25 protein-coding genes and 1 pseudogene are annotated in these 23953 nt (G+C 38.7%); 22 read left to right on the top strand and 4 right to left on the bottom strand.

All coding sequences use genetic code 11. The features are described 5' to 3' along the window. The first annotated feature begins 21 nt into the window (after positions 1-21). The 18 genes and pseudogenes from eutH to V1L66_RS15090 form a co-directional block, all read left to right on the top strand. On the top strand, positions 22-1266 hold the full coding sequence (gene eutH, locus V1L66_RS15175; protein ID WP_036077540.1) for an ethanolamine utilization protein EutH: 1245 nt from the start codon (positions 22-24) through the stop codon (positions 1264-1266). Positions 1267-1292: 26 nt separating this feature from the next. Further along, positions 1293-1634: an ethanolamine utilization microcompartment protein EutS gene (eutS, locus tag V1L66_RS15170; RefSeq protein ID WP_004269314.1), complete on the top strand. Its 342-nt coding sequence runs from the start codon at positions 1293-1295 to the stop codon at positions 1632-1634. Positions 1635-1644: 10 nt separating this feature from the next. Beyond that, positions 1645-2145, top strand: coding sequence for a EutP/PduV family microcompartment system protein (locus V1L66_RS15165; RefSeq protein WP_333005873.1), 501 nt, complete (start codon positions 1645-1647; stop codon positions 2143-2145). A gap of 17 nt (positions 2146-2162) precedes the next feature. Continuing rightward, entirely contained in the window at positions 2163-3584 is a 1422-nt protein-coding gene (locus tag V1L66_RS15160; protein WP_112117723.1) for an ethanolamine ammonia-lyase reactivating factor EutA, read from the top strand. A 5-nt stretch (positions 3585-3589) separates the two neighbouring features. Then, the gene (locus tag V1L66_RS15155) at positions 3590-4960 is read left to right on the top strand and encodes an ethanolamine ammonia-lyase subunit EutB (protein ID WP_008176446.1); all 1371 of its coding nucleotides are present in this window, start codon (positions 3590-3592) and stop codon (positions 4958-4960) included. Positions 4961-4969: 9 nt separating this feature from the next. Further along, positions 4970-5980: an ethanolamine ammonia-lyase subunit EutC gene (gene eutC, locus V1L66_RS15150; protein WP_333005874.1), complete on the top strand. Its 1011-nt coding sequence runs from the start codon at positions 4970-4972 to the stop codon at positions 5978-5980. 11 nt (positions 5981-5991) lie between these two features. Continuing rightward, the gene (gene eutL, locus V1L66_RS15145; RefSeq protein WP_036077522.1) at positions 5992-6642 is read left to right on the top strand and encodes an ethanolamine utilization microcompartment protein EutL; all 651 of its coding nucleotides are present in this window, start codon (positions 5992-5994) and stop codon (positions 6640-6642) included. Positions 6643-6657: 15 nt separating this feature from the next. Beyond that, positions 6658-8148 (top strand): aldehyde dehydrogenase family protein, encoded by a 1491-nt coding sequence (locus tag V1L66_RS15140; protein WP_274772465.1) that lies wholly within the window; start codon positions 6658-6660, stop codon positions 8146-8148. A 20-nt stretch (positions 8149-8168) separates the two neighbouring features. Beyond that, positions 8169-8447, top strand: coding sequence for a BMC domain-containing protein (locus V1L66_RS15135; protein ID WP_274772468.1), 279 nt, complete (start codon positions 8169-8171; stop codon positions 8445-8447). A gap of 142 nt (positions 8448-8589) precedes the next feature. Next, a complete protein-coding gene (locus V1L66_RS15130; protein WP_016991932.1) occupies positions 8590-9180 on the top strand; it encodes a phosphate propanoyltransferase in 591 nt (196 codons plus the stop codon). Positions 9181-9192: 12 nt separating this feature from the next. Continuing rightward, the gene (locus tag V1L66_RS15125) at positions 9193-10062 is read left to right on the top strand and encodes a phosphate propanoyltransferase (RefSeq protein WP_258860627.1); all 870 of its coding nucleotides are present in this window, start codon (positions 9193-9195) and stop codon (positions 10060-10062) included. A gap of 36 nt (positions 10063-10098) precedes the next feature. After that, positions 10099-10383: a EutN/CcmL family microcompartment protein gene (locus tag V1L66_RS15120; RefSeq protein ID WP_004269324.1), complete on the top strand. Its 285-nt coding sequence runs from the start codon at positions 10099-10101 to the stop codon at positions 10381-10383. After that, a complete protein-coding gene (locus V1L66_RS15115) occupies positions 10376-10744 on the top strand; it encodes a BMC domain-containing protein (RefSeq protein WP_312124495.1) in 369 nt (122 codons plus the stop codon). Before V1L66_RS15120 ends, V1L66_RS15115 begins: the two co-directional genes overlap by 8 nt. Next, entirely contained in the window at positions 10744-11691 is a 948-nt protein-coding gene (gene mdh, locus V1L66_RS15110) for a malate dehydrogenase (protein ID WP_016991928.1), read from the top strand. The genes V1L66_RS15115 and mdh overlap by 1 nt, the downstream gene beginning before the upstream one ends. Positions 11692-11958: 267 nt before the next feature. Then, positions 11959-13053 (top strand): AraC family transcriptional regulator, encoded by a 1095-nt coding sequence (locus V1L66_RS15105; RefSeq protein WP_333005875.1) that lies wholly within the window; start codon positions 11959-11961, stop codon positions 13051-13053. 76 nt (positions 13054-13129) lie between these two features. Then, complete coding sequence (locus V1L66_RS15100; protein WP_333005876.1) at positions 13130-14626, top strand: carboxypeptidase M32; 1497 nt, start codon at positions 13130-13132, stop codon at positions 14624-14626. 343 nt (positions 14627-14969) lie between these two features. Further along, complete coding sequence (locus V1L66_RS15095; protein WP_036077509.1) at positions 14970-15236, top strand: hypothetical protein; 267 nt, start codon at positions 14970-14972, stop codon at positions 15234-15236. Positions 15237-15662: 426 nt separating this feature from the next. After that, a pseudogene (locus V1L66_RS15090) lies at positions 15663-15941 on the top strand (carboxypeptidase M32); the annotation flags it as partial. A 65-nt stretch (positions 15942-16006) separates the two neighbouring features. Here the strand turns inward: V1L66_RS15090 and V1L66_RS15085 are convergent. The 4 genes from V1L66_RS15085 to V1L66_RS15070 all read right to left on the bottom strand — a co-directional run bounded on the left by V1L66_RS15085 (position 16007) and on the right by V1L66_RS15070 (position 19090). After that, positions 16007-17668, bottom strand: a complete 1662-nt coding sequence (locus tag V1L66_RS15085) for a b(o/a)3-type cytochrome-c oxidase subunit 1 (protein WP_048390013.1) — start codon at positions 17666-17668, stop codon at positions 16007-16009. Then, a complete protein-coding gene (locus tag V1L66_RS15080) occupies positions 17655-18146 on the bottom strand; it encodes a cytochrome b5 (protein WP_004269330.1) in 492 nt (163 codons plus the stop codon). The genes V1L66_RS15085 and V1L66_RS15080 overlap by 14 nt, the downstream gene beginning before the upstream one ends. 24 nt (positions 18147-18170) lie before the next feature. Next, the gene (locus tag V1L66_RS15075; protein ID WP_009370491.1) at positions 18171-18293 is read right to left on the bottom strand and encodes a hypothetical protein; all 123 of its coding nucleotides are present in this window, start codon (positions 18291-18293) and stop codon (positions 18171-18173) included. A gap of 335 nt (positions 18294-18628) precedes the next feature. Further along, positions 18629-19090: a chemotaxis protein CheX gene (locus V1L66_RS15070; RefSeq protein WP_004269332.1), complete on the bottom strand. Its 462-nt coding sequence runs from the start codon at positions 19088-19090 to the stop codon at positions 18629-18631. Positions 19091-19571: 481 nt separating this feature from the next. Between V1L66_RS15070 and V1L66_RS15065 the strand changes: the two genes are divergently transcribed. From V1L66_RS15065 to V1L66_RS15050, 4 genes are read left to right on the top strand one after another with little or no spacing between them, the layout of a single operon-like run. Then, positions 19572-20585, top strand: coding sequence for an ABC transporter ATP-binding protein (locus V1L66_RS15065; protein WP_026023343.1), 1014 nt, complete (start codon positions 19572-19574; stop codon positions 20583-20585). Continuing rightward, the gene (locus tag V1L66_RS15060; RefSeq protein WP_036077504.1) at positions 20560-21537 is read left to right on the top strand and encodes an ABC transporter ATP-binding protein; all 978 of its coding nucleotides are present in this window, start codon (positions 20560-20562) and stop codon (positions 21535-21537) included. Before V1L66_RS15065 ends, V1L66_RS15060 begins: the two co-directional genes overlap by 26 nt. After that, the gene (locus V1L66_RS15055) at positions 21534-22325 is read left to right on the top strand and encodes an IclR family transcriptional regulator (RefSeq protein ID WP_016991920.1); all 792 of its coding nucleotides are present in this window, start codon (positions 21534-21536) and stop codon (positions 22323-22325) included. Before V1L66_RS15060 ends, V1L66_RS15055 begins: the two co-directional genes overlap by 4 nt. A 32-nt stretch (positions 22326-22357) precedes the next feature. Next, positions 22358-23938, top strand: a complete 1581-nt coding sequence (locus V1L66_RS15050; RefSeq protein WP_016991919.1) for an ABC transporter substrate-binding protein — start codon at positions 22358-22360, stop codon at positions 23936-23938. The last annotated feature ends 15 nt before the right edge of the window (positions 23939-23953 follow it).

The following is a 23953-nucleotide window of genomic DNA, read 5'->3' as shown; positions in this document are numbered from 1 at the left end:
AAAAAAGGGGTGATGAGTAAGATGGCAATGATAGGAACGATTATCGTTTATATTATTATGATTTGTGCTGTTTTAGGGGCAATCGGAGCTATCCGAGATGCTGAGTATGGAATTGGGAAAGAATTTATGAATGGAATTCATACGGTTGGTCATATTTTTGTTCCAGCAGCAGGGATCATGGCAGCTATACCTTACTTAACATGGTTTATTAGTCATTTTATTAGTCCGATTTTTGAGTTAATTGGTGCAGATCCTGCGATCGCAGCGACGACGATTTTAGCCTCGGACATGGGTGGTTACCAATTAGCCAATGCGTTAAAGGAGTCTTATGAGGGATGGGTAATGGCTCTTGTTGTTGGTTTTATGTCAGGTGCTACTATCGTATTCTCGATTCCAATGGGTCTTGCGATGTTGGATAAGCGTGATCATAAATATATGGCGCTAGGAATTATGGCTGGCGTATTAACAATCCCGATTGGTGCATTTATTTCTTCCATCATGATTGTGCTATTCAACACAGAAGTACGTGAAGTCATTAGTACAACAGAGGCGCCTACATATGTATTTGCCATTTCTGTTTTACAAATATTAATTAACTTACTACCTTTATTCATTTTCGTTATCTTAATCGCACTAGGCTTAAAGCTGATTCCAAACGGCATGATTACTGGCTTTATGGTCTTCGGTCGTGTAATGGATGCGGGAATTAAACTGGTGTTAGTGTTCTCTATTGTTGAAATTTTTACAGGTATTTTTACAAAGATTTTTGGTGCGTGGGGCTTCGATCCAATCATGGCTGATGAAATCGACCAGTTCCGAGCATTAGAAACAGCCGGCTATATCGGAATTATGCTAGCGGGTGCCTTCCCAATGGTGTATCTAATTCGAAAGTATGCTTCCAAACCACTTGAAGCAGCTGGTAAAAAATTAGGCTTATCCTCTGTAGGGAGTGCTGGGATTTTAGCAACGATTGCAAATATTTTAGCGATGTTTACACTCATTCGCCATATGCCACCAAAAGACAAAGTGATTAACATTGCATTTGGTGTATGTTCGGCCTTCTTATTAGGTGATCACTTATCATTCACGGCGAACTTCCAGCCAACTATTATTTTACCTGTTATTGCAGGGAAGTTTTTAGCGGGTGTTATTGCGATTATTTTAGCCTATAAGCTTTCAGTACCAACTGCATTAAGGTTGGAAATTGAAGATCGCAAGGCTGGCATTATCAAAGAAGGCGAGTATTTAACAGATCAAAAATCTTAATTGATTAAAAAGTGAGGTGATGACGTGTGAGTGAAGAGAAAAAACGATTTATTCAGGAGTTTGTGCCGGGTAAACAGCTAACATTGAGTCACCTTATTGCCAATCCTGATCCAGAAATGTTTCAAAAGCTAGGTATCCAAGAAGCAGGTGCACTTGGCATTATGACTTGTACACCAAGTGAAACGGTAATTATTGCAGGGGACTTAGCAACAAAGGCTGCCAATGTCAAACTTGGGTTTTTAGATCGTTTTACAGGTAGTCTCGTTATTGTTGGTAGTGTGTCAGAGGTAGAAATGGCGATGTTAGAAATCAATCGTTTTTTATCCGAGGTATTAGGCTATACACCATCAAAAATAACAAAATCATAGGATGTGTCATATGAAAAATCGAGTAATGATAATAGGCGGTGTGCAAGCAGGAAAGTCAACATTGATGAATACATTGTTGGGCAAAGAAAGCAGTGCCAACAAAACACAAGCACTCGTTTATGATGACTGGATTGTTGATACACCAGGTGAATATGTTGAAAATCCAATGTATTACAGAAATATTATGGCAACATCTTTGGAAGTAACCCATGTGATTTACTTGCAGGATGCCACATCAGCAAGGAGTGTATTCCCTCCGCAATTCAGCTTAGGGATTCCCAAAATACAAATAGGGGTTATTACCAAGATTGATGCCCCTGATGCAGATGTAGAAAGGGCTACCGCCTTATTAAAAAATGTTATGACGCAGGGCCCTATCGTGCAAACCTCTTCCTGGCAAAAGCTTGGCATTGAATTGATTGAACCATTGATTCAACTCAAGACAAATGAAGAAATTCAACAATTTGTTAAGGAAAGCGATAGTCCGTATCTCATGTATTGCTTACAGTAGCGAGAGGGAGGTGTAGGGTGAAAACTGAAAAAATATTTAGTGCAGGCATTGATATTGGGACAAGTACCACAAAAATGGTTGTCAGTAGTTTTCTGTTAAAGAATGTGGCTGGCGTAACACATGTGCCAAGGATTGAAATTATTGAGAAAACGGTGTTGCATCAAAGTCCAATTATTAGAACCCCTTTTATCAATAAAGACATCATTGATATGAAAAAGATAGAGGAATTTATTTCTCAACAGTATCAATTGGCACAAATTGCTCCATCTGATATTGCAACAGGGGCCATCATCATTACTGGTGAATCAGCCACGAAGGAAAATGCAAGTGAGGTTGTCCATACCATTGCAGATGGCGCAGGTCATTTTTTAGTTGCTACCGCAGGTCCTGATTTAGAGGGCATCATTGCTGCCAAAGGGGCAGGTACTTTACAGCAATCAAAGAATTCATCCAAAGTCATCGCCAATATCGATATTGGTGGAGGGACAGCGAATATTGCTGTTATGCAGTTTGGAGAGGTCATTGGTACATGTACCTTACATGTTGGTGGTAGATTGATTGAGTTTAAGGATGGCAAGATTCAATCAATTTCTCCGCCACTCATGCGATTGATGGAACGATGGGCTAATCCGTTAGCGGTCGGTGATGCGGCCGAAGATATTCGAGTGACACATTGTCTTGAAGAAATGGTGCAAACACTTGCCATGATTCTTCATGGGCAATGCAGAGATGAAAAGCATCCATTATTACTAGGGCATTTACCAAACTGGCATAAACCTGTGGATGCCATCGTTTTTACGGGTGGTGTGGCCTCTTGTATTTATGAAAATGAATGTACACAGCGTCAATATGATGATATTGGTGAAAAATTAGCGAAAATGCTAATTCAGCATGAACAGCTACAATCATTTTTATGGTTACGACCAGAGGAAACAGCACGTGCAACAGTGACTGGTGCTGGTACACAAACCACTGAAATCAGTGGGGCAACCATTCAGGTGGATGCACAGGTATTACCACTAAAAAATGTACCTGTCTTCAATTGTCATATAGATCCTTCAACAGACTTCAACTCGACGGTGAAGACAGCAGTAGAGAGAGCAAATGATCTATTTTCTATACAGGACAATCGTTCGCCATTTGCCCTCTATTTTAGTGAATTGCCCTATTTAAGCTTTCAGGATGTACATGCATTGTGTCAGGCCATTTTGCTACATTTGGCGACAAGATGCTCTAAGGACATACCAATTATCATAGTCATTCAATCAGATTATGCAAAGATTATTGGACAGACCATACAAGCCATAAATGCGACAGTACCAATTATTTGCATTGATCAAATTAAAGTGGAAACGGGCGATTACATCGACATTGGAGAGGTTCTGCCATCTGGCGTCGTTCCTGTTGTGGTGAAGACCCTTGCCTTCCATTCAAAGTAAGGAGGATGAATGTGAACTTATCGGTGATATTTGGTGGAGAAAAATATAATTTTAAATCATTAAAAGATGTTATGGCTAAGGCCAATGAAGAAAAATCAGGCGATCAGCTAGCAGGTATTGCCGCTGAGACGGTTCAACAACGGATCGCAGCAAAGGCAGTATTAAGTGAGCTTTTAGTTAAAGATATCCGCGAAAACCCATTAGTGCCACAAGAAAATGATGAGGTTTCACGCATTATTGAGGGCGATATTAATGAGCAAATATATGGAGAAATCAAAAACTGGAGCATCGAGCAGCTGCGTGAATACATTTTATCAAATGACACGGGTGATCGTGAATTAAAGCGTTTAAGTAAAGGGATGAATTCCGAGATTATTGCTGCTGTTACAAAACTAATGTCCAATTTAGATCTTGTACATGCAGCCAATAAAGTTGAAATACTTTCAACGTGTAATATTACGATTGGTCAAAAAGGGACGCTGTCATCTCGTCTACAGCCAAATCATCCGACAGATAATATTGATGGCATCATCGCCTCTCTAAAAGAAGGACTGTCCTATGGTATTGGGGATGCTGTTATCGGCATTAATCCTGTAGATGATTCAGTTGAAAGTGTCAAAAAAGTGCTTACAGCTACAAAGGAATTCATCAATGATTGGTCCATTCCTACGCAAAACTGTGTATTAGCTCATATTACAACACAGATGAAGGCAATTAAACAAGGCGCCCCAGCAGATATGATTTTCCAAAGTATCGCAGGCACAGAAATTGCTAACCGTTCGTTCGGTATTTCTGCTGATTTAATAAGAGAAGCAGAGGAGCTCATTAAAAAACAAGGAACAGGTACTGGTCCAAATTTATTCTACTTTGAAACAGGTCAAGGCTCAGAACTATCGGCAGAGGCACATATGGGCATTGACCAAGTAACACTGGAATCGCGCAATTATGGATTTGCTAGACATTTTAATCCTTATATTGTGAACACTGTAGTTGGCTTTATTGGCCCAGAGTATTTATACAACAATAAACAAGTAATTCGAGCAGGTCTCGAAGATCATTTCATGGGCAAAATGCATGGTATTCCTATGGGGGTAGATATTTGCTATACCAACCATATTAAGGCAGACCAAAATGATGTGGAAGATTTAAGTGTATTGCTGACAGCTGCTGGCGTTAACTTTATTATTGCTGCGCCAATGGGCGATGATGTGATGCTCAACTATCAATCGATGAGCTTCCATGATGTGGCTACATTACTCCAAACATTTGGTAAAAAACCAGCACCAGAGTATTTAGCATGGTTAGAGAAAATGGGCATTTATGAAAATGGTCGACTGTCAGCAAGAGCTGGCGATTTATCCATTTTTGAAAGGTAGGTGAGTCAAGTGAATGATCAATTAGTTTCAATGATTACACAGCTTGTCATGGGGAAGATGGAGAAAAGTACTGGTAGTCAAGCACCTGAAATAGCTGCTACTTCAACAGAACAACCACTTATTAAATTTTATGATACAGTGGAAAATCGTTCTTCAGGAACAACAGAAGCTACAGCAACATCACAGGAGCCATTAATTCAGCTGTATCAGCATGGAGCTCCCCAGGAAGTAACAACGTTTGCTTCTACTACTTTCAACCAACCAGTAAATGACGCTGTGCCAATCAAGCCCTTTCAGTTTGAGGAAGAATCGTTAACTGAAAGTGTACAGGCTGCTAAGAAACATACACCTGCTCGTATTGGTGTAGGGAGAGCAGGGACAAGACCGAAAACGAAAACCTGGTTAAAATTCCGACTCGATCATGCTGCTGCGGTAGATGCTGTGTATGGCGAAGTGTCAGAAGATCTTTTACAAAAGCTTGATGTCTTTCAGGTCACTACGAAAGTCACAGATAAAGAGGAATACATTACAAGACCTGACTTAGGGCGTCGTTTATCAGAGGAATCAAAGGCATTGATTCAGGAAAAATGTAAACCACAGCCAAAGGTTCAGATTATTATCTCGAATGGCTTGAGTGCAAGTGCGATTGAAGAGAATGTTCAAGATGTTTACTTAGCCCTTCAGCAAAGCCTTAGCAATTTAAATATTGACATCGGTACTACGTTCTATATCGATAAAGGGCGTGTTGCTTTAATGGATGAGATTGGTGAGCTGCTACAGGCAGAGGTTATTGTTTACCTAATTGGTGAGCGTCCAGGGCTCGTATCGGCAGAATCAATGAGTGCATATTTATGCTACAAGCCAAGAATTGGGACAGTGGAAGCGGAACGTATGGTAATTTCAAATATCCATAAGGGTGGTATCCCACCATTAGAAGCGGGCGCTTATCTTGGCACAGTCGTAGAAAAAATCCTGCATTATCAGGCAAGTGGCGTAGAGCTTGTCGCAAAAGAAGGTTAGGAGGCTGAAATATGTATCCTCAAAAAATTATGGCGCAAATCTTGGCGATGCAAACCATTCCAAGAGTCAACAGTGAACTAGCAGAGCAGTTAGATTTAAAGCCACATCATCATAGCATTGGACTTGTCACACTGACAATCGACGATGTTGGCTACGTAGCCTTAGACGAGGCGACGAAAAAGGCAGATGTCGATGTTGTCTATGCAAAAAGCTTTTATGCGGGAGCGGCACATGCGTCTGGTCCATTGTCAGGTGAAGTGATTGGCATTATTGCTGGAAGCTCACCTGATGAAATTCGTAGTGGTCTTGATGCCATTCAACAAAAAATTGAATTTGATACGTATTTTGAAGCCATTAATAATAATGACAATCATGCCTTGTTTGCCCATACCGTGGCAAGCTGTGGGACGTATCTTGCTGAGCTTGCAGATGTAAAGGTTGGCACCCCACTTGCTTATTTAATTGCTCCGCCGCTTGAGGCAGTTGTTGGATTAGATGCAGCATTAAAGGCTGCAGATGTTGAGCTAAAGGTTTTCTTTGGTCCTCCATCTGAAACCAATTTTGGGGGCGGCTTATTAACTGGCAGTCAATCTTCATGCGAGGCTGCGGCACATGCATTCAGAGAAGCTATTGAAAATATAGCTAGAAACCCAGTGATCTAGAAGGGAGGCGGCTTTATGGCCACATTAGACAAAGACTTATTAGCGATTCAGGAAATGAGAGATGCCGTTAAACATGCTAATACAGCACAGGCTGCCTATATGCAATTTTCTCAGCAACAAGTAGACAACATTGTAAAGGCTGTCGCGGATGCTGCCTTTAAGGAAGCAGAGCGTTTAGCAAAAATGGCTGTGCAAGAAACAGGAATGGGTATTCCTAACCATAAAAAGATGAAAAATGAAGTTGCTTCACGAGATGTCTATGAAGATATTAAAGAATTAAAAACAGTTGGTATTGTGGGCTATGATCGGATGAAAAAAGTAGCTGAAATTGCAAGTCCTTTCGGTGTCATTGCTGGTATCGTACCAACAACAAATCCAACCTCTACAGCGATCTTTAAGACACTTATTTCTTTAAAAACGAGAAATGGGTTAGTGCTTAGTCCACACCCATATGCAGTGAAATGTACAAAAGAGGCTTTGGATATTTGTCGAGTAGCTGCTGAAAAAGCAGGTGCGCCAGAAGGATTACTACAATGTTTAACAATGTCCTCCATGGAGGCAACACAGCAGCTAATGAAGCACCCAAACATTCATTTAATTTTAGCTACGGGTGGTGGTGCATTGGTAAAGGCGGCCTATAGCTCTGGCAAACCTGCCTATGGGGTTGGGCCAGGAAATGTACCAGCTTACATTGAAAAATCGGCTAATATTCAAAAATCTGTACGTCAATTGGTGCAAAGTAAATCATTCGATAATGGCACAATCTGTGCAACAGAGCAAGCCATTATTGTGGATAAGGTGATTGCAGAGCAAGTGCAAACAGAATTAAAGAAAAATGGTGCCTATCTATTAAATGCCGAAGAAAAAGCTAAAATGGAAAAATTGATCTCGCCAGTTCCTGGGAAAGTTAATCCCCAGATTGTTGGTAAATCAGCTACTTGCCTAGCAGATTCTGTTGGTATTACAGTACCAGACGATACAAAAGTTCTTGTGGGCTTAGAAACAATGATTGGTAAAAATATTCCGTTTTCTCTTGAAAAACTATCACCAATCTTTGCGCTTTATATTGTGGAAAACAGTACAGAAGCCAAGCAGGTGATGATTGACCTACTAAATATTGGAGGACGCGGACATACATGCTCAATTCACACTGAAAATGCAGCATTAGCAGAGCAATTTTCTGTTGAATTACCAGTATCACGGATTGTGGTTAATACATTATCCTCAATTGGTGCAGTAGGTGGCACAACGGGCTTAGCGCCATCCTTTACATTAGGCTGTGGGACATTTGGCGGCAATATTACGTCAGACAACATTACAGCAAGACATTTATTAAATATCAAACGTATGGCGTATGGCATTAAAGATGTCGAAGTGCCAAAACCGGAATTCGAAGTACAGTCCGTTGTTGAGTCGGTAGTTTCACAAGAGCCTGCTCTAGATACAACAATGGTTCAGCAAATTGTCGATCAAGTATTAAAACAAATCACATTACAAAATAAATAAATTATTTGGAGGAATGACAAATGAGTACAGCATTAGGAATGGTAGAAACAAAAGGTTTAGTAGGAGCAATTGAAGCAGCAGACGCAATGGTAAAGGCAGCAAGCGTTAATTTAGTAGGAAAAGTTCATGTTGGTGGCGGGATCGTAACAGTTCTTGTACGTGGTGATGTAGGTGCAGTAAAAGCAGCAACAGATGCAGGGGCAGCAGCAGCACAACGTATAGGAGAGCTATTATCTGTCCATGTAATTCCACGTCCACACCACGAATTAGAAATGATTCTACCAAAAGCAGAAGCATAATTTCATATTCTTTGGATAGAAAATTCCCAACGCTATAGATGGAAAAATAACTACCATTTATAGAGGAGAGCTGGATCTAACTTTAGAACAGCTCTCAACTTGTTCTGATAATATCAATCCATAAAATAAAGAGGTGGCTAACATGACAACAGCAATAAAAACTTTTCCAGTGGCCATTTCGGCTCGTCATATCCATCTAAGTGAAGCGGATTTACAAGCACTTTTTGGCCCAAATGCGACTCTAACGAAAGATTTTGACTTATCACAGCCAGGGCAATTTGCTGCAAAAGAGCGCGTCTCTATTGAGGGACCTAAAGGCGTTATTCATAATGTCCGTGTCCTTGGACCTGTAAGACCAGCAACCCAAGTAGAGGTAAGCCGCACTGATGCCATGAAGCTAGGAGTGACACCACCTTTACGCCAATCAGGTGATATAGACAATTCTGCGGGCATTAAAATACTTTCTCAAGACAAAGAAATAGAGATCCAGCAGGGAGTCATCATTGCGCAAGCGCATATTCATATGACTGAGGAAGATGCCAAAGCATTGGAAGTACGCAATAATGAAATAGTTTCAGTGGAAGTTGTAAGTGATCGACCTGTCACTTTCCGAGGTGTCGTTGTACGTGTTTCCAATGATTTTAGTCTGGAAATGCACATTGATACAGATGAAGCAAATGCTGGTTTTATCGAACAGCAGGCACAGGGTAAATTAATAAAAGTATCATCGTAAGGAGGAGGCAAGATGCAAGAAAATTTAGTGCAAAAAATTGTGGAAGAAGTTCTGCAACAGGTCTTAAAAAATCAATCTTCCCCTCCACATGACGGTAAAATTCCGATTGGTGTTTCTGCCCGCCATGTCCATCTTGCACAAGCAGAAGTGGAACAGCTCTTTGGTGAAAATTATCAGCTCACACCGAAATTCGAGCTTTCACAGCCAGGGCAATTTGCTGCGGAGGAAACTGTAGTAATTGCAGGTCCAAAAGGGTCAATTGAGCGAGTGCGTATTCTTGGTCCCGCTCGTTCCTTATCCCAAGTGGAAGTAAGCTGGACAGATGCTATGAAATTAGGTCTGAAGCCACCATTAAGAATTTCTGGTGATATTCAAGGTTCCAGTCCTGTTACATTAATTGGTCCAAAGGGAAGTGTTGTGTTAAAGGAAGGCCTCATTATTGCACAGGCACATATTCATATGTCCCCAGCGGATAGTGCGAGATTCCAAGTCGTAGATGGGCAATCTGTCCAAATTAAGGTAGAAGGTATTCGCCCAATTATTTTATCGAATGTGGTTATCCGTGTTTCAGAGCGCTATCGCTTAGAAATGCATATTGATACAGATGAAGCAAATGCAGGGTTAATTCAACAAGGAACGCTTGCAGAAATCGTGCATCATCAAGTAAGTGAACCTATGATCACTGTGAAAGAGCAGTCGCCAGTCGTACAGAAAGTAGAGCAACCGTCCGTCTATCATTATGACAAAAAGCTACTTTCACAAATAGAAGTGCTCGATATCGATGCACAAGAAATTGTCGTTCCAAAGAAAACCATTGTGACAGCATTGGCTTATGATAAGCTGCGAGAGTTAAATAAAACATTAACGATTCGTTCAGAGTAGTTAGACAATGTGTGTCGCATAAAGAGGGTGAAGTTCATGCAAATGGGAAGAGTGATAGGCAGTGTATGGGCAACACGCAAGGAAGAGGGACTGAATGGTTTAAAGCTACTAATCATTCAACCTATTGATTCCAATCAACAGCCGATTCGCACAGAAATGGTTGCAGCTGATCGTATAGGAGCGGGTATTGGTGATGATGTCCTGATTACAAGTGGTGGGTCATCTCGCTATATCATGAAAGATAATCCGTTACCGATTGATGCAGTTGTCATTGGTATTATTGATTCTACGGAAGTAATGAGAGGTGAGGACAATGAGTAGCGCAATTGGAATGATCGAAACAAAAGGATTAGTAGGCTCTTATGAAGCTGCTGATGCGATGATTAAAGCGTCAGACGTCACAATCGTCAAACAAGAGTTTGTGGATGGTGGCATCGTGACGATTGTCGTGAAGGGTGACGTAGGTTCTGTACAAGCCGCAGTAGAGGCTGGAAAAGCAGCCGCTATGCGTGTTGGTGAATTATTAGGCGCTCACGTCATTCCGAGACCTGATGAAGATGTCTTTAAAATGATTAAAGGACCAGAGGCACCAAAGAAAAAGGCTGTCTCTGCACCAGCAGCAATGCGTGCTAAAAAAACAACAGAAACAACATCAGCGACAGATAATCGAGGTGAGGCATAATGGCATTTCGTAAAAATAAAATCGCTGTTATTGGAGCAGGCCACACCGGTTCCACACTGAGTTTATTTTTAGCACAGAAAGAATTAGGCGATGTAGTGCTTGTTGATATTCCAGAGGCCGAGAACCCGACAAAAGGGAAAGCTTTGGATTTGCTACAAACAGGCCCCATCGAAAAATTCAATGTGTCCATTAAAGGCACGAGTCAATATGAAGATATCGCTGGTGCGGATATTGTTGTCATTACAGCAGGTATTCCACGTAAACCAGGGATGAGTCGTGATGACTTAGTCACAACAAATGCTAAAATCATTCAACAGGTTTCAAGACAAATTAAACACTATGCTCCAAATAGTATTGTTGTTGTGTTGAGTAATCCTGTTGATGCCATGACGTATGTGTGTCATAAGGAAACAGGCTTTGCCAAAAATCGTATCATTGGTCAATCTGGTGTATTAGATACAGCTCGCTTCAACACGTTTGTGGCGCAGGAGCTTCACATTGCACCAGAGGATGTATCAGGCTTCGTCCTAGGAGGACATGGCGATGAAATGGTACCATTAATCCGTTATTCCTATGCAGGCGGCATTCCATTAGAGAAACTAATTCCTCAGGAACGACTACAGCAAATCGTGGAGCGTACGCGTAAAGGCGGCGGTGAAATTGTTGGCTTACTAGGTAATGGTAGTGCCTACTATGCACCAGCAGCAGCGTGTGCCCAAATGGTTGAAATTATTATCAAAGATCAACGAAAAATTATCCCTTCTATTGCCCTATTAGAAGGAGAATATGGGTACCACGATCTCTTTTTAGGGGTACCAACTATTTTAGGTGGCAATGGCATCGAATCTGTCATTGAATTGCACCTAACAAATGAAGAACAAACAGCCCTTCAGCACTCTGCAGAGGCTGTGAAACAGGTAATTGCTATTTGCCAAAACATTGAATAGAGTAAACAGACTCTATTTTTCAATGGATCGAAAGGATCCCCAACTTTCTTTCCAATAAAATTTCATGATAGCTCAAAAAATGTTTGATTGGAAACCGAACATGACTTGAAGGCTAGTATAAATCCCCAATTATATAGAAAGCTCTCCTGTATTTATGGGAGCAGAAACTGTAGCAGACTTTAAAGTTTGCTGCAGTTTTTTTCATTCACAACTTATATCATAAAAATCATTATCGCTTCTACTATAATGAAATTAGGAGGGATGTGGATGAACAACATTGTACAGGAGATGATTGATTGGATTGAGCGTCACCTATCAGAAGGATTTTCATTGGAGCAATTAGGAAAGGATATGGGTTATTCTCCTTATTACTGTTCTTTTAAATTCCATCAGGCGACAGGGATGACGATTAAAAAATATCGATCACTACGTAAAATCTATCTTTCTACTACTGCATTAAAAGATCCCCAAAAGAAAATAATCGACATCGCCTTTCACTACGGCTTTTCATCGCAGGAATCCTTTTCTAGAGGTTTTAAAAGGTACTTTGGTATAAGTCCGAATGATTACAGAAAGTCCCCTAAACCTTTACAAACCTTTGTAAAGTTGAGATTACAGGATGATGGAGGATGGTTGACGATGGATATTTCTCAGAAATTAAAAATTGATGTATTACAAGAGAAGATGAATGCGCAATACGATCAGAAGCTATTGAATGTATTAAATGGTCAAATGATGTATGAGGAGTTCGCAAAACAACAATTAATGGGCAACAGCGATTACGTTCCTTTCAATGAAGCGATGTGTGCGAATCCAACGATTAGTCCCATTTTCAGTGAAGAATTTAATAAACTACGCGCTATAGGGCATGAGGTGTCTTTACAACAATATGAGCAGGTGACATTGAATCCGTTAAAGCCATTGTTAACAAATGACTATGAATGTATTGTTTTATGGTTTGGAGATGATATGTTTTGTCAGATGAATTTATTGACCGTCCTCGCTTTCCTAGAGCAACAAAGCTATCAAGGTAAAGTCTATTATTATATGGTCAAGGAAATGACCTATGAAGTGGAAGAAACAGAGATAAAACTTGGACCGTATGGGGAGGTCTATCAGGAGGTATTGATGCACCATTGTCTACCCAAGACAACGCTTATACCTGTCATGTATCAGGGCATTCAATTATTTTTCAGCTATTTAAATGAAGAGAATGAGATCACTGTGTATATAAAAAAACACCTCCATCTATCTCAAAATGACCTGTTAAAGCAATTGTTTTCTCTATTTCCACACTATGGATTGGGGGATAGACAATATATTAAAATAATAGAGAAGATAAAAAAGGAATATTCTGAATAATTATCCTGGAAAGTCCGCAATATACAAAATTTTCGAAAATATGATAAAATAATAACGTGAAAAGGAGGATGAATGCATGACTGTTCAACAATTTACAGACTATGTGAAGAAAATGCAGCATTATGAGGAAGCGCTCAATGTGATTTATTGGGATATGCGGACGGGTGCACCGAAAAAGGGGTTAGCACAACGTTCTGAGGTAATTGGTACATTATCAGCCTCCTTATTTGATATGCAGACGAGTGAAGAACTAGGAGAGCTTTTAGTAGCATTAGAGGCACAAAAAGCTGATCTTGACTATGTAACACTACGTTTAGTAGAAGAAGTAAGAAAGAATTACGATCAAAATAAAAAAATTCCTGCGAATGAATACAAAGAATTCGTCATTCTTCAATCGAAGGCAGAAACGGCTTGGGAAGAAGCGAAGGCAACGAATAATTTTGCTCTATTCCTACCATACCTAGAAGAAATCATTCAATGGCAGAAAAAATTCATTCAATATTGGGGCATTAAAAATGGATCTCCATACAATACATTACTAGATTTATATGAGCCAGATATGACAACAGATGTCGTAGATCAAGTATTTGGTGAATTACGAGAGTCTATTGTGACGCTTGTTCAAAAAATTGCTCATTCATCGAATAAACCTGATACTAGCATGTTATTTAAGCATTTCCCGCGAGAGGCACAGCGTGAATTATCGTTAGAATTGCTTACTCAGCTCGGCTATGACTTTGATGCTGGTCGCTTGGATGAAAGTGTCCATCCATTTATGATCGGCTTAAATTATGGTGACGCTCGTATTACCACTAAATATGATGAAAATGATTTCCGTTCAGCTATTTTTGGCACGATTCATGAGTGTGGTCATGCGATGTATGAGCAAAACATTGATGAAAAACTTGCTGGTCTACCATTAGCTACTGGTACATCGATGGGGATTCATGAATCACAATCATTATTTTATGAAAACTTTGTCGGCAGAAATGAAAAGTTCTGGGAGCATAACTATGAGCGTCTTCAGCACTTCTCACCAGCTCAATTTGGTGATGTGCCATTAGCCGATTTTTTACGTGCCATCAATATGGTAGAACCATCATTGATTCGCATTGAAGCAGATGAACTAACATATCCATTACATATCATGATTCGCTATGAAATTGAACGTGACTTATTCAATGGGGATTTACAAGCTAAAGATCTACCGCAAGTATGGAATGATAAATATGAGGAATATTTAGGTATTCGTCCTGAGACAGATGCACAGGGAGTATTACAAGACATGCACTGGTCAGGTGGCATGTTTGGTTACTTCCCATCCTATGCATTAGGAATGATTTATGCAGCACAGTGGAAGCACGCGATGGATAAGGATATTCCAAACTTTGATGAGCTATTAGAAAAGGGAGAGCTACTACCTATTCGTGAGTGGTTAACAGACAAGGTCCACCAATATGGGGCATTGAAAAAGCCATTCGAGCTATTACAAGAAGCGACAGGGGAAGGCTTAAATGCGAAGTACCTAGCAGATTATTTACAAGAAAAATATACAAAGCTATATCAGCTATAGAAAAACAAGCGATTTCTCATTTTAGAGAAATCGCTTGTTGCTTTGAAAATATTCTTACCAAAGCTTAAAGCCTTTGAGCCCGCTGGTGAATTTGAAATAATTTCGAAGATTGGAATTGTGTAAGCTAATATAAATAAGGCTACTAAAATTACAAGTCAAGATTGAAAGTAAGCTACATTTCATGTTACATCAATATTTTTTTATAATGTTCAACATTATAAAGAGTCATTTTTAAATTGAACTATTGTGTTAAACAATCTGGCCAGATTGTTGAGTAAATATTTATTTGTGTAGCTTATGTATGATACTTTTTTGACCAATTAAAAATTTAGGGGTGATTATGGTGACACTTAAATGGTTGTGGATATTGGTTATTGCATTTTGCGTACTAGAATGGATTTCAATCCCATTCATAAGTGCATTTACAGGAAAATTGTATCAAGTAGTTGATGGTGTATTAATAATTACTTTTATTATTTATCCATTATTTTTCTTGACTACTCTTTTATTATTACAAAAGGGGAATAAAAAAATTGGTGCAGTAATTTTGCTTATTCCACTAGTTGTGTATGCCCCCGTGTTAATAAGTCTTCAAACGTTGGTTAAATAATGAATTACTAATTGAGTTAACGTAGCGCTTTGTACAACAAGAGTTTCAAAAATTATCGAACTTTAAAAAATTTAATCTATCCCATTAAATAAGAGCAAGCTTTGAACAATCATTTTTTCAAAACTTGCTCTTTAGTTTTGTTCTCATATCAAGGTTGATATCGTTAATTTAATCAAACTTTATTACAAATCTAATCAACAAGAAGTTTATGTTAGAATTCGATTAAGTTTGTGAAGTATATGTAACTTGGTAACTTTTATATGGAAAAGAAGGAACATAGGCAGATGGAAAATATAATAAGTTAATTAATGCAATTCCTGCTCAAGAATATGATATTATGGGACAACTATTTAAATTTATGAGTAATTGAGGGATTTACTTGACGATTTTCAGAGTAAGCAACATCGAGAGACATTTTAGTGAGTGTCAGGTGGCATGTTCGGTTACTTCCCATCCTATGCGTTAGGTATGATTTATGCCGCGCAGTGGAAACATGCGATGGACAAGGATATTCCAAACTTTGATGAGCTACTAGAAAAGGGAGAGCTACTGCCAATTCGAGAGTGGCTAACTGATAAAGTTCATCAATATGGAGCATTGAAAAAGCCATTTGAATTGCTGAAAGAAGCGACAGGGGAAGGCTTAAATGCGAAGTACCTAGCAGACTATTTACAAGAAAAATATACGAAACTCTATCAATTATAAAGTGAAAAAAAGCGATTTCTCGTTACAGAGAAATCGCTTTTTTATAGGAAGATGCGTTTGGATGCTTACCACAATTGATAGCCTTTGGAGCCGGCTGGTGAGTTCGAAATAATATCGATAATTGGTACTGTGTAAGCGAATAAAATTAAGGCTACTAAAATAACAAGCCATATTTTAAAGTTTTCTAAAATAGCTGGTGTCGGACCGCTAAGCTCATGTACGTCACCTACAGGGAATTCTTCGTCACCTTTAGGTGCGAACCAAGCTAATTTCACGACGATATAAATGATCACTAGGATGGCGATAAAGAGGATTGTTCCACCCACAGCTTGTGCGATTTGATAAGGAATCCAATCGTAAGCCTGCTGAGCGCCACCATATTCTGAGTAATCTGAGCGACGAGGCGCACCAATCAGACCAGCAATATGCATTGCTGAAGACATAATCGTCATACCAGTAGCCCATAAGATACCAGCGAAATTACTAAGATTATTTAAAGACTTCGAAAGTGTACGGCCTGTTAAATGTGGAATTAACCAGAATGCCGCACCGAAGTAAGTTAAAACAACAGCTGTGGCAATCGTTAAATGGAAATGCCCTGTAACCCAAATAGTATTATGAATTAATTGGTTCATTTGATAAGAGGCATTGACAATACCGCCTGCACCACCTGGAATAAATGACACCATACCGATAAATGGTACGAAGAAACGAGCATCCTTCCAAGGTAATTTTTTAAACCAACCAAATAGTCCTTTGCCACCTAATTCACGTCCACGTAACTCAAACATTGCAAACATCGAGAAGGCCGTCATGAGAGAAGGCACGATTACAGCAAATGTTAAAACAACTTGAATGAACTTCCATGTACCATCAATACCAGGCTCTGTTAACTGATGGTGAATCCCAACAGGAATAGAGAAGAGTAAGAACAGCATAAACGAAAGTCTTGCTAAAGAATCGGAGAAAATTTTTCCACCAATTACTTTTGGAATAATTACGTACCAAACCATATAGGCAGGTAATAACCAAAAGTATACAAGTGCATGACCAAAATACCAGAAAAGGGTACGTGATAATGCTACATCGACACGTTCAATTAAACCTAAGGACCATGGTAATAATTGAATTAAAACAGAAGCTGCAACACCAAGCGTTGCCACGAACCACATTAAATTATTAACAACTACCATAAATGATAGTAACGGGCTGCGTTGTCCACTCGCTTTATTTTCCTTGCGCCACTGGACATAACGTAAAATTTGACCTGCGCCGCCAACCCAAGAACCAACAACGACTAATGTAAGACCTAAATAGAAAATCCAATGTGCCTTTAATGGTGCATAGAATGTATAAAGAACAGTTGCTTTATTCAATAACACCATCGTTGCGGCAGCAGCTGTACCAATCGTCATTAACCAGAAACCAATCCAGCCAAGTCTTCTCTGAGTATCAGTGAACGTACCAGATGTTCGACTTACACTTGCAATTTGGAAGCCGTAAATAAAGAATGTAGTTAATATAAGACCGAGTAATACACCATGAACTGTTAATACTTGATAATAACCAATGCCTGCTGGTAATGTAAATTGACCAGAACGTACAAAAACCTGTAATAAACCTGCAAGACCACCTAATAACAATGCGATAAATGCCACGTAAATATGTGCCATTGCTAGCTTTGCATCTCGACGATCCACTTTTGTCATTGAATTAGTGTGACTCATTTGAATCCACCACCTTTAGCATAGAGTGCATCATCGTATGTCCTGTACCACAATACTCATTACATACGATTAAAAACTCGCCGACCTTATTGACTTCTGTTACATATTCCGAAATATAGCCAGGCTCAAGCATCATATTGATATTCGTACCTGCAACCTCAAAACCATGCATAACATCCTCACTTGTCGCGATAAATTTCACTTTTGCACCAAGTGGAACCTCAATTTGTGGAGGATTATAATTGAATGCAGAAGCAACTACTACCACTTCGTAATCCCAATCTTTACCTTCAACCTTATGGACACCTGGATTATCAAAAGGCGCTGTCTCTTTCACTTTCTCGTAATCTAGTGTTTTTTTACCATTGTTTGGATGGGAGCCTTGATGAAATGCTCCGATACCGAGAATGATCAGGAATGCCACTAAAGTGGTAACTCCAAACACAAGCCAGTATTTCTCATACTTATGTATGTGCATATGTTTCTGTCCCTTCTTCGTAGATTAAAACCGTCCAATGAACAAATCGAAGCAGTACACCCAAAGTAAAATGATGATAATACCTACTCCAAAAACTGCATAGAGTGAACCTTTTAAATTTTCATCTGACTTCTTTTTATTTGCCATTTTTGCTCCTCCTACGCTTTTTATTGTTGTGTTTCTTACAGTCATCATATAAAAATCCCCTGCATTTTGATGTGAAAAAAATCACACTTCTAGAAGAATTATGTGAAGAAAGTGTGAAGGATTTAAGAGAGAAAAAAAACAAGCCATCTCAAAAGTCATTGAGATGGCTTGCTTAATGATTGTAATTAACTTTTTTTAATAAAAATAATAGATTTTAAGGAAGGGAGAACAGTCCTTCTCATTCCCTTGTGGGCGAAAGGCAAATCTTACACATACATGCTGAATGTCTTGCATACAATGTCTTATTTGGAACAGACTTTAAACCTACCAAGCTTCTATTCCGCTTCTTCTTCAATTGTTAATAGAACTGTTAGGGCACCGACGCTTGGGACCGAAACTGGGAGAGCAAAGGCCTTTTCAAAGCCATATAATTTTGTATTGCCCACCATCACTGTTGGCGGAGTGATATCAATTTCTAAGCTTTCTTGCCCAACAGCTGTACATAAATTTCCTGCAATCATGTTACCAAATTCCCCTGTAAAGGATTCTAGCATTTCTCCTTCAAGCGGCATACCGAACATAGTACTACCGATCCCGCTGAACACTTCGGGGGAGGAGTCAATGATAACGCGTCCCTTTAAATCTCCGATTAAGCCAATTAATACGCCCATTTGTTGCTGTTGAAAGGGTTCAGAAATAATACTAGGCGACTTTACTTCTATATCCATAGGAAGAATGGTTTTTAAAGCGTGGATTGTCCCGTTTAAAATAGTTTGAAAGTACTTCGAATTACTCATCATTACCGCATCCTTTTTCCGACTTTTCTACATCTTACCATGTAAAAAGGGTAAGATGAAAGTATGTCTTGACGAATTAACGTGAAATTTATAATATATTAATGAGAATGATTTTCAAATTCAATGTAAACGTCTGAAAACTTAACGAAAAATAACTAAGAAGGAGCGGTTCGCAATGACTTTCGTATTGATTGGAGCAGCAGTAGTGATCTATATTGGAGTTGGAAAATACGTCATGAACCAGGCAACTGCACATTTGAAATAAGAGCTAATACTTGTTAAACATCTATAGGCATGGTCCGAATATTCGGACCATGTTTTTTTGTATTTCTAGGAATGATAAAAAAATTAAATGTTTTTTCGGAATAATTTAATTAAGATGAATTTTTATTTTTTTCTGAAAACTATTGAAATAACCAAGTTTTTCTGTTAAGATTTTAAAAAATGGAATCGCGTTTCATATTTTGGAACGGAGGGGGAAATGAGTTTGAATATTTTAGAAGTAAGCGATTTGAAAATAGGTATTCAACAAAATAAAAAAGATATTGCCATTGTGAATGGAGTATCATTTCAACTTGAAAAAGGAAAAACTTTGGGGATTGTAGGGGAATCAGGTTGTGGAAAAAGCATGACATCACTTTCACTTATGGGATTGTTACCTGCTGGGGTTAACTGGCAAGGTGGAGAAGTTTACATAGATCAAAAACAAATTAATAAAAAGTCGAATAAGGAATGGCGAAAGATTCGTGGGAAAAAAATTTCTATGATATTTCAAGAACCAATGAGTTCGCTCAATCCAGTATATAAGGTTGGTTCTCAAATTATGGAAATGATTCATAGCCATGAAAAAATTTCAAGGAAAGAAGCTCATGAACGTGCCGTTGATATGCTTCGTCTCGTAGGTATTCCTCGTCCAGATAAAGTAGTGAATGAATATCCTCATCAATTATCAGGAGGAATGCGACAAAGGGTTATGATCGCCATGGCATTGGCTTGTGGACCAGAAATATTAATTGCAGATGAACCTACTACAGCATTAGATGTGACAATCCAGGCTCAGATTTTAGATTTAATGAGAGACATACAAGAAAAACTAGATATGTCCATCATTTTAATTACCCATGATCTTGGTGTAGTAGCAGAAATATGTGAGAAAGTAATTGTGATGTATGCTGGTGAAATTGTTGAAGAGGCAACAGTGCTAGATTTGTTTAATTATCCGCTTCATCCATATACAAAAGGGTTATTAAATTCATTGCCTGACATTGAATCAGAACAAGAGTACCTTCCATCAATAGAAGGGGTGGTGCCATCACCATCCGATATGCCTTCAGGTTGTAGATTTTTCGATCGCTGCGAATTTGCAACAGATCAATGTAAAAAGAAGCCTGATCTATATACAACCTCTATTGGTACCAAAGTTAGATGTTGGCTGTACGAAGAGAACGAAGTAGGAGGGGGAATTGTCAATGGGCAGTCCATTGTTAGAAGTTAAACACTTAAAGAAATATTTTCCAGTTAAAGGATCACGTTCAGGTCATTTAAAAGCAGTAGATGATGTTTCATTTTTTGTAAATGAGGGTGAGGTTTTAGGAATTGTCGGAGAGTCTGGGTGCGGAAAGTCCACTATGGGTAAAACATTAATTCAGCTTCTAACACCTACTGAGGGTGAAATTTTACTGAATGGAGAAAATATTGCCACTCTTAGCCCAAAAGAGGTACGTCAAAAGCGCCGTGATATGCAAATCATCTTTCAAGACCCTTTTTCTTCCCTTAATCCTCGTATGAAGGTGTTTAAAATAATCGAAGAACCTTTGGTGAATTTTGGAATAGGTACAAAGGAAGAGAGAAAACAACGCGTTTATGAAGTAGCTAAACAGGTTGGACTTACACAAAAGCAGTTAGAACGTTTTCCACATGAATTTTCAGGTGGTCAAAGACAACGGATTGGAATTGCTCGAGCATTAGTGTCCAATCCAAAATTGATTGTTGCAGATGAACCAGTATCTGCTCTGGATGTTTCCATTCAATCTCAAGTATTAAATATTATGAAAGATTTAAAAAAGGAAATGAACCTTACCTACATTTTCATATCACATGATTTAAGTGTAGTGCATCATTTTTGTGACCGCATAGGGGTAATGTATTTAGGAAAGTTAGTGGAAATGGCAGATAAACACGAATTATTTAATAATCCTAAACATCCATACACAAAAGCTTTACTATCGGCATTACCAAAATCTCATCCTTCAAAAGTAAAGGAGCGAATTGTGCTAAGTGGAGATGTTCCCAATCCTGCTAATCCACCATCGGGTTGTACATTCCATACACGATGCCCAAACTGCATGGAAATATGTAAAGTGACACCTCCGAAATTTAAAAAAATTGGCGATAAGCATGAAGTTTCCTGTTTACTTTATGAAGAGCAAATGGAGCGATTAACATGAGCAAAACATTGGAAAAAGGTATTAATATTTTAACGTTATTTACTGAAGAAAAACCTTCTTGGCGGTTAGACGAGCTAGCGATCGAAACGGATATTCCTAAACCGACTTTACATAGGTTTTTAAAAACATTTACAGATTTAGGCGTATTAAAACGTCCTTACGTTCAAAGCGGTGGACAGTTAGTATTGAGTGATCATTATCTACTTGGGAATAAACTCATTGAATTAGGTGCAATTGCTGCAAATTCAATTGAAATTCGTTCTTTGGCTATACCGTATATGAAGATGTTGCAACAGAAGTTTGACTTGGCTGTTCAACTAAGCATACTGGATGAAACAGATGGTCTTTATATCGAAAAAATCGAAAGTTTAAAACCAGTTTTATTATATACACGGGTGGGGAGAAGAGCACCTCTTTATGCAGGCGCTTGTTCAAGAATACTTTTATCCTTTCAATCAGAGGAAAAAATTAGTGAGGTACTTCAAAAAACTCGTAAAAAATATGCTAGTGGAACACCTGTTACTGATGAAGAGATATTTGAACTAATTGAATTTGGGAAAAAAAATGGCTATGCCTACAGCGTGTCAGAATTGGAAGAAGGCACTGTATCAATAGCAGTACCGATTTTCAATAGTGAACGCAAGGTAGAATACTCGATTAGTATAGCGGGCATAGAGACACTCATACCAAAAGAAAAAATAAATGAATTTTTAGAAGGTCTGTGGGAAACGGCAGCTTCAATATCTGCTGAACTAGGTTATTCGATGCCATATCCTTATGGCGTATAGATAGCACAAATACAAAAGGGGATGAACAATGTATGAAGAAACAAAAATGGATTGCGCTATTACTTGTTTGTATAATGATTGTTTTAACAGCATGTAGTGGCGGTACATCATCAAAAGACGAAAGTAAAAATAGTAGTAAATCATCTGGTGAAAATCCAGCAGCAACACGTGGAAATGAATTAGTTATTCGTGTGGCAGGAGACCCACAAAACTGGGACCCAATTGATACATTTTTACTTGCTTGGAGTACAGTAGCAACATCGGTATTTGAAGGATTAGTTAGTCGTTCTTTAGATTTAGAAATTCAACCAGGGTTAGCGGAATCTTGGGAATATATAGATGATAAAACGATTGTTTTTAAACTACGACAAGGTGTTACCTTCCATAATGGCGAACCGTTTAATGCGGAAGCAGTTAAATTTACATTTGATCGTCTACTAGGAGAAGAAGGTCAACAAGGTCCGCAATATTCAAACTATACGTCGATTGACAATGTTGAAGTGACAGGTGACTATGAAGTCACTATGCACCTAAATGCCATTGACCCAGTATTATTGACTAAACTTTCAGGATATGGTGCTGTCATCGTACCACCTAAATATATCCAAGAACAGGGTGCAGAGAATTTTGACATGAAGCCTGTTGGTACTGGTCCATTTAAAATGACTGATTATCAACGTGATAAACAAGTAGTTATTGAGCGATATGAAGATTATTGGAATAAAGATGCTATTAAACTAGATAAAGTAACATTTAAAGTGATTCCAGAGACAGCGACGGCACTGGCAGAATTACAAACAGGAAATATTGATATTATGACACGTTTAGAGGTTTCGCAAGCGGCAACAGCAGAAGGAACTGATTTCATTGAATTAAAGGATGTGTCCACTCCTACAGCGTATTCAATTCGTTTTGATACAGCACAAAAGCCTGTTGATGATGTACGTGTTCGTCAAGCGATTAACTATGCCATTGATAAGGAAACAATAGTGAAAGAAATTTTAGGTGGCTATGGCAACCTCATTAGTTCGTTCCAAAGTAATCTATCTTTTGGCTATAACAAAGATTTAGAGCCATATCCATATGATCCAGAAAAAGCAAAAAAATTACTTGCAGAAGCTAAGGTTCCTGAAGGTACTACACTTGAATTCTTTATTCCAGGTACGGATGGAACATTTAAAGAAATAGCCCAAGCAGTAGCATTTTATTTACAAGAAGTGGGATTAAAAGTTTCTATTAATAGTGTGGAAAATACTACATTCCAATCAGAGTTAATACCACAAGGGAAAGCTGGTCAAATGTATAAAAATGGCTGGGGTGGTTGGACTTTAGATTTTGATAATACAGCTTATTTAATGTATCACGAAGGGGAATTCTGGAATCCATCCTATAAAAATGAAAAAGTTGAACAATTATTAGCGGCAGAGCGAGCAACGATTAATAATGAGGAGCGTCAAAAAATCTTTAAAGAGCTGACAGAAGTGTTATATGAAGATGCTGCAGAAGTTAATTTATATTCTGAGGTTGAAATATACGCAGTGAATAAACGAATAAAAGATTTCCAACCACCTCATGATGGCCGCTTTAGATTTGAAGGTGTCACTGTCGAGTAAGTAAAAAATTATGAG

This window comes from Lysinibacillus sp. IITD104 (assembly GCF_036698265.2).
GTDB classification, from domain to species: domain Bacteria; phylum Bacillota; class Bacilli; order Bacillales_A; family Planococcaceae; genus Lysinibacillus; species Lysinibacillus boronitolerans.
The sequence above is the reverse complement of the archived record's forward strand: the minus strand, read 5'-3'. Positions and strand labels throughout refer to the sequence as shown.

Coding starts and splice junctions, on each gene's coding strand:
- eutH (WP_036077540.1), top strand. CDS start 22: ATGGCAATGATAGGAACGATTATCGTTTATATTATTATGATTTGTGCT.
- V1L66_RS15165 (WP_333005873.1), top strand. CDS start 1,645: ATGAAAAATCGAGTAATGATAATAGGCGGTGTGCAAGCAGGAAAGTCA.
- V1L66_RS15155 (WP_008176446.1), top strand. CDS start 3,590: ATGAATGTGAACTTATCGGTGATATTTGGTGGAGAAAAATATAATTTT.
- eutL (WP_036077522.1), top strand. CDS start 5,992: ATGTATCCTCAAAAAATTATGGCGCAAATCTTGGCGATGCAAACCATT.
- V1L66_RS15140 (WP_274772465.1), top strand. CDS start 6,658: ATGGCCACATTAGACAAAGACTTATTAGCGATTCAGGAAATGAGAGAT.
- V1L66_RS15135 (WP_274772468.1), top strand. CDS start 8,169: ATGAGTACAGCATTAGGAATGGTAGAAACAAAAGGTTTAGTAGGAGCA.
- V1L66_RS15130 (WP_016991932.1), top strand. CDS start 8,590: ATGACAACAGCAATAAAAACTTTTCCAGTGGCCATTTCGGCTCGTCAT.
- V1L66_RS15125 (WP_258860627.1), top strand. CDS start 9,193: ATGCAAGAAAATTTAGTGCAAAAAATTGTGGAAGAAGTTCTGCAACAG.
- V1L66_RS15120 (WP_004269324.1), top strand. CDS start 10,099: ATGCAAATGGGAAGAGTGATAGGCAGTGTATGGGCAACACGCAAGGAA.
- V1L66_RS15115 (WP_312124495.1), top strand. CDS start 10,376: ATGAGTAGCGCAATTGGAATGATCGAAACAAAAGGATTAGTAGGCTCT.
- mdh (WP_016991928.1), top strand. CDS start 10,744: ATGGCATTTCGTAAAAATAAAATCGCTGTTATTGGAGCAGGCCACACC.
- V1L66_RS15105 (WP_333005875.1), top strand. CDS start 11,959: ATGAACAACATTGTACAGGAGATGATTGATTGGATTGAGCGTCACCTA.
- V1L66_RS15100 (WP_333005876.1), top strand. CDS start 13,130: ATGACTGTTCAACAATTTACAGACTATGTGAAGAAAATGCAGCATTAT.
- V1L66_RS15085 (WP_048390013.1), bottom strand. CDS start 17,668: ATGAGTCACACTAATTCAATGACAAAAGTGGATCGTCGAGATGCAAAG.
- V1L66_RS15080 (WP_004269330.1), bottom strand. CDS start 18,146: ATGCACATACATAAGTATGAGAAATACTGGCTTGTGTTTGGAGTTACC.
- V1L66_RS15075 (WP_009370491.1), bottom strand. CDS start 18,293: ATGGCAAATAAAAAGAAGTCAGATGAAAATTTAAAAGGTTCACTCTAT.
- V1L66_RS15070 (WP_004269332.1), bottom strand. CDS start 19,090: ATGAGTAATTCGAAGTACTTTCAAACTATTTTAAACGGGACAATCCAC.
- V1L66_RS15065 (WP_026023343.1), top strand. CDS start 19,572: ATGAGTTTGAATATTTTAGAAGTAAGCGATTTGAAAATAGGTATTCAA.
- V1L66_RS15060 (WP_036077504.1), top strand. CDS start 20,560: ATGGGCAGTCCATTGTTAGAAGTTAAACACTTAAAGAAATATTTTCCA.
- V1L66_RS15055 (WP_016991920.1), top strand. CDS start 21,534: ATGAGCAAAACATTGGAAAAAGGTATTAATATTTTAACGTTATTTACT.
- V1L66_RS15050 (WP_016991919.1), top strand. CDS start 22,358: ATGAAGAAACAAAAATGGATTGCGCTATTACTTGTTTGTATAATGATT.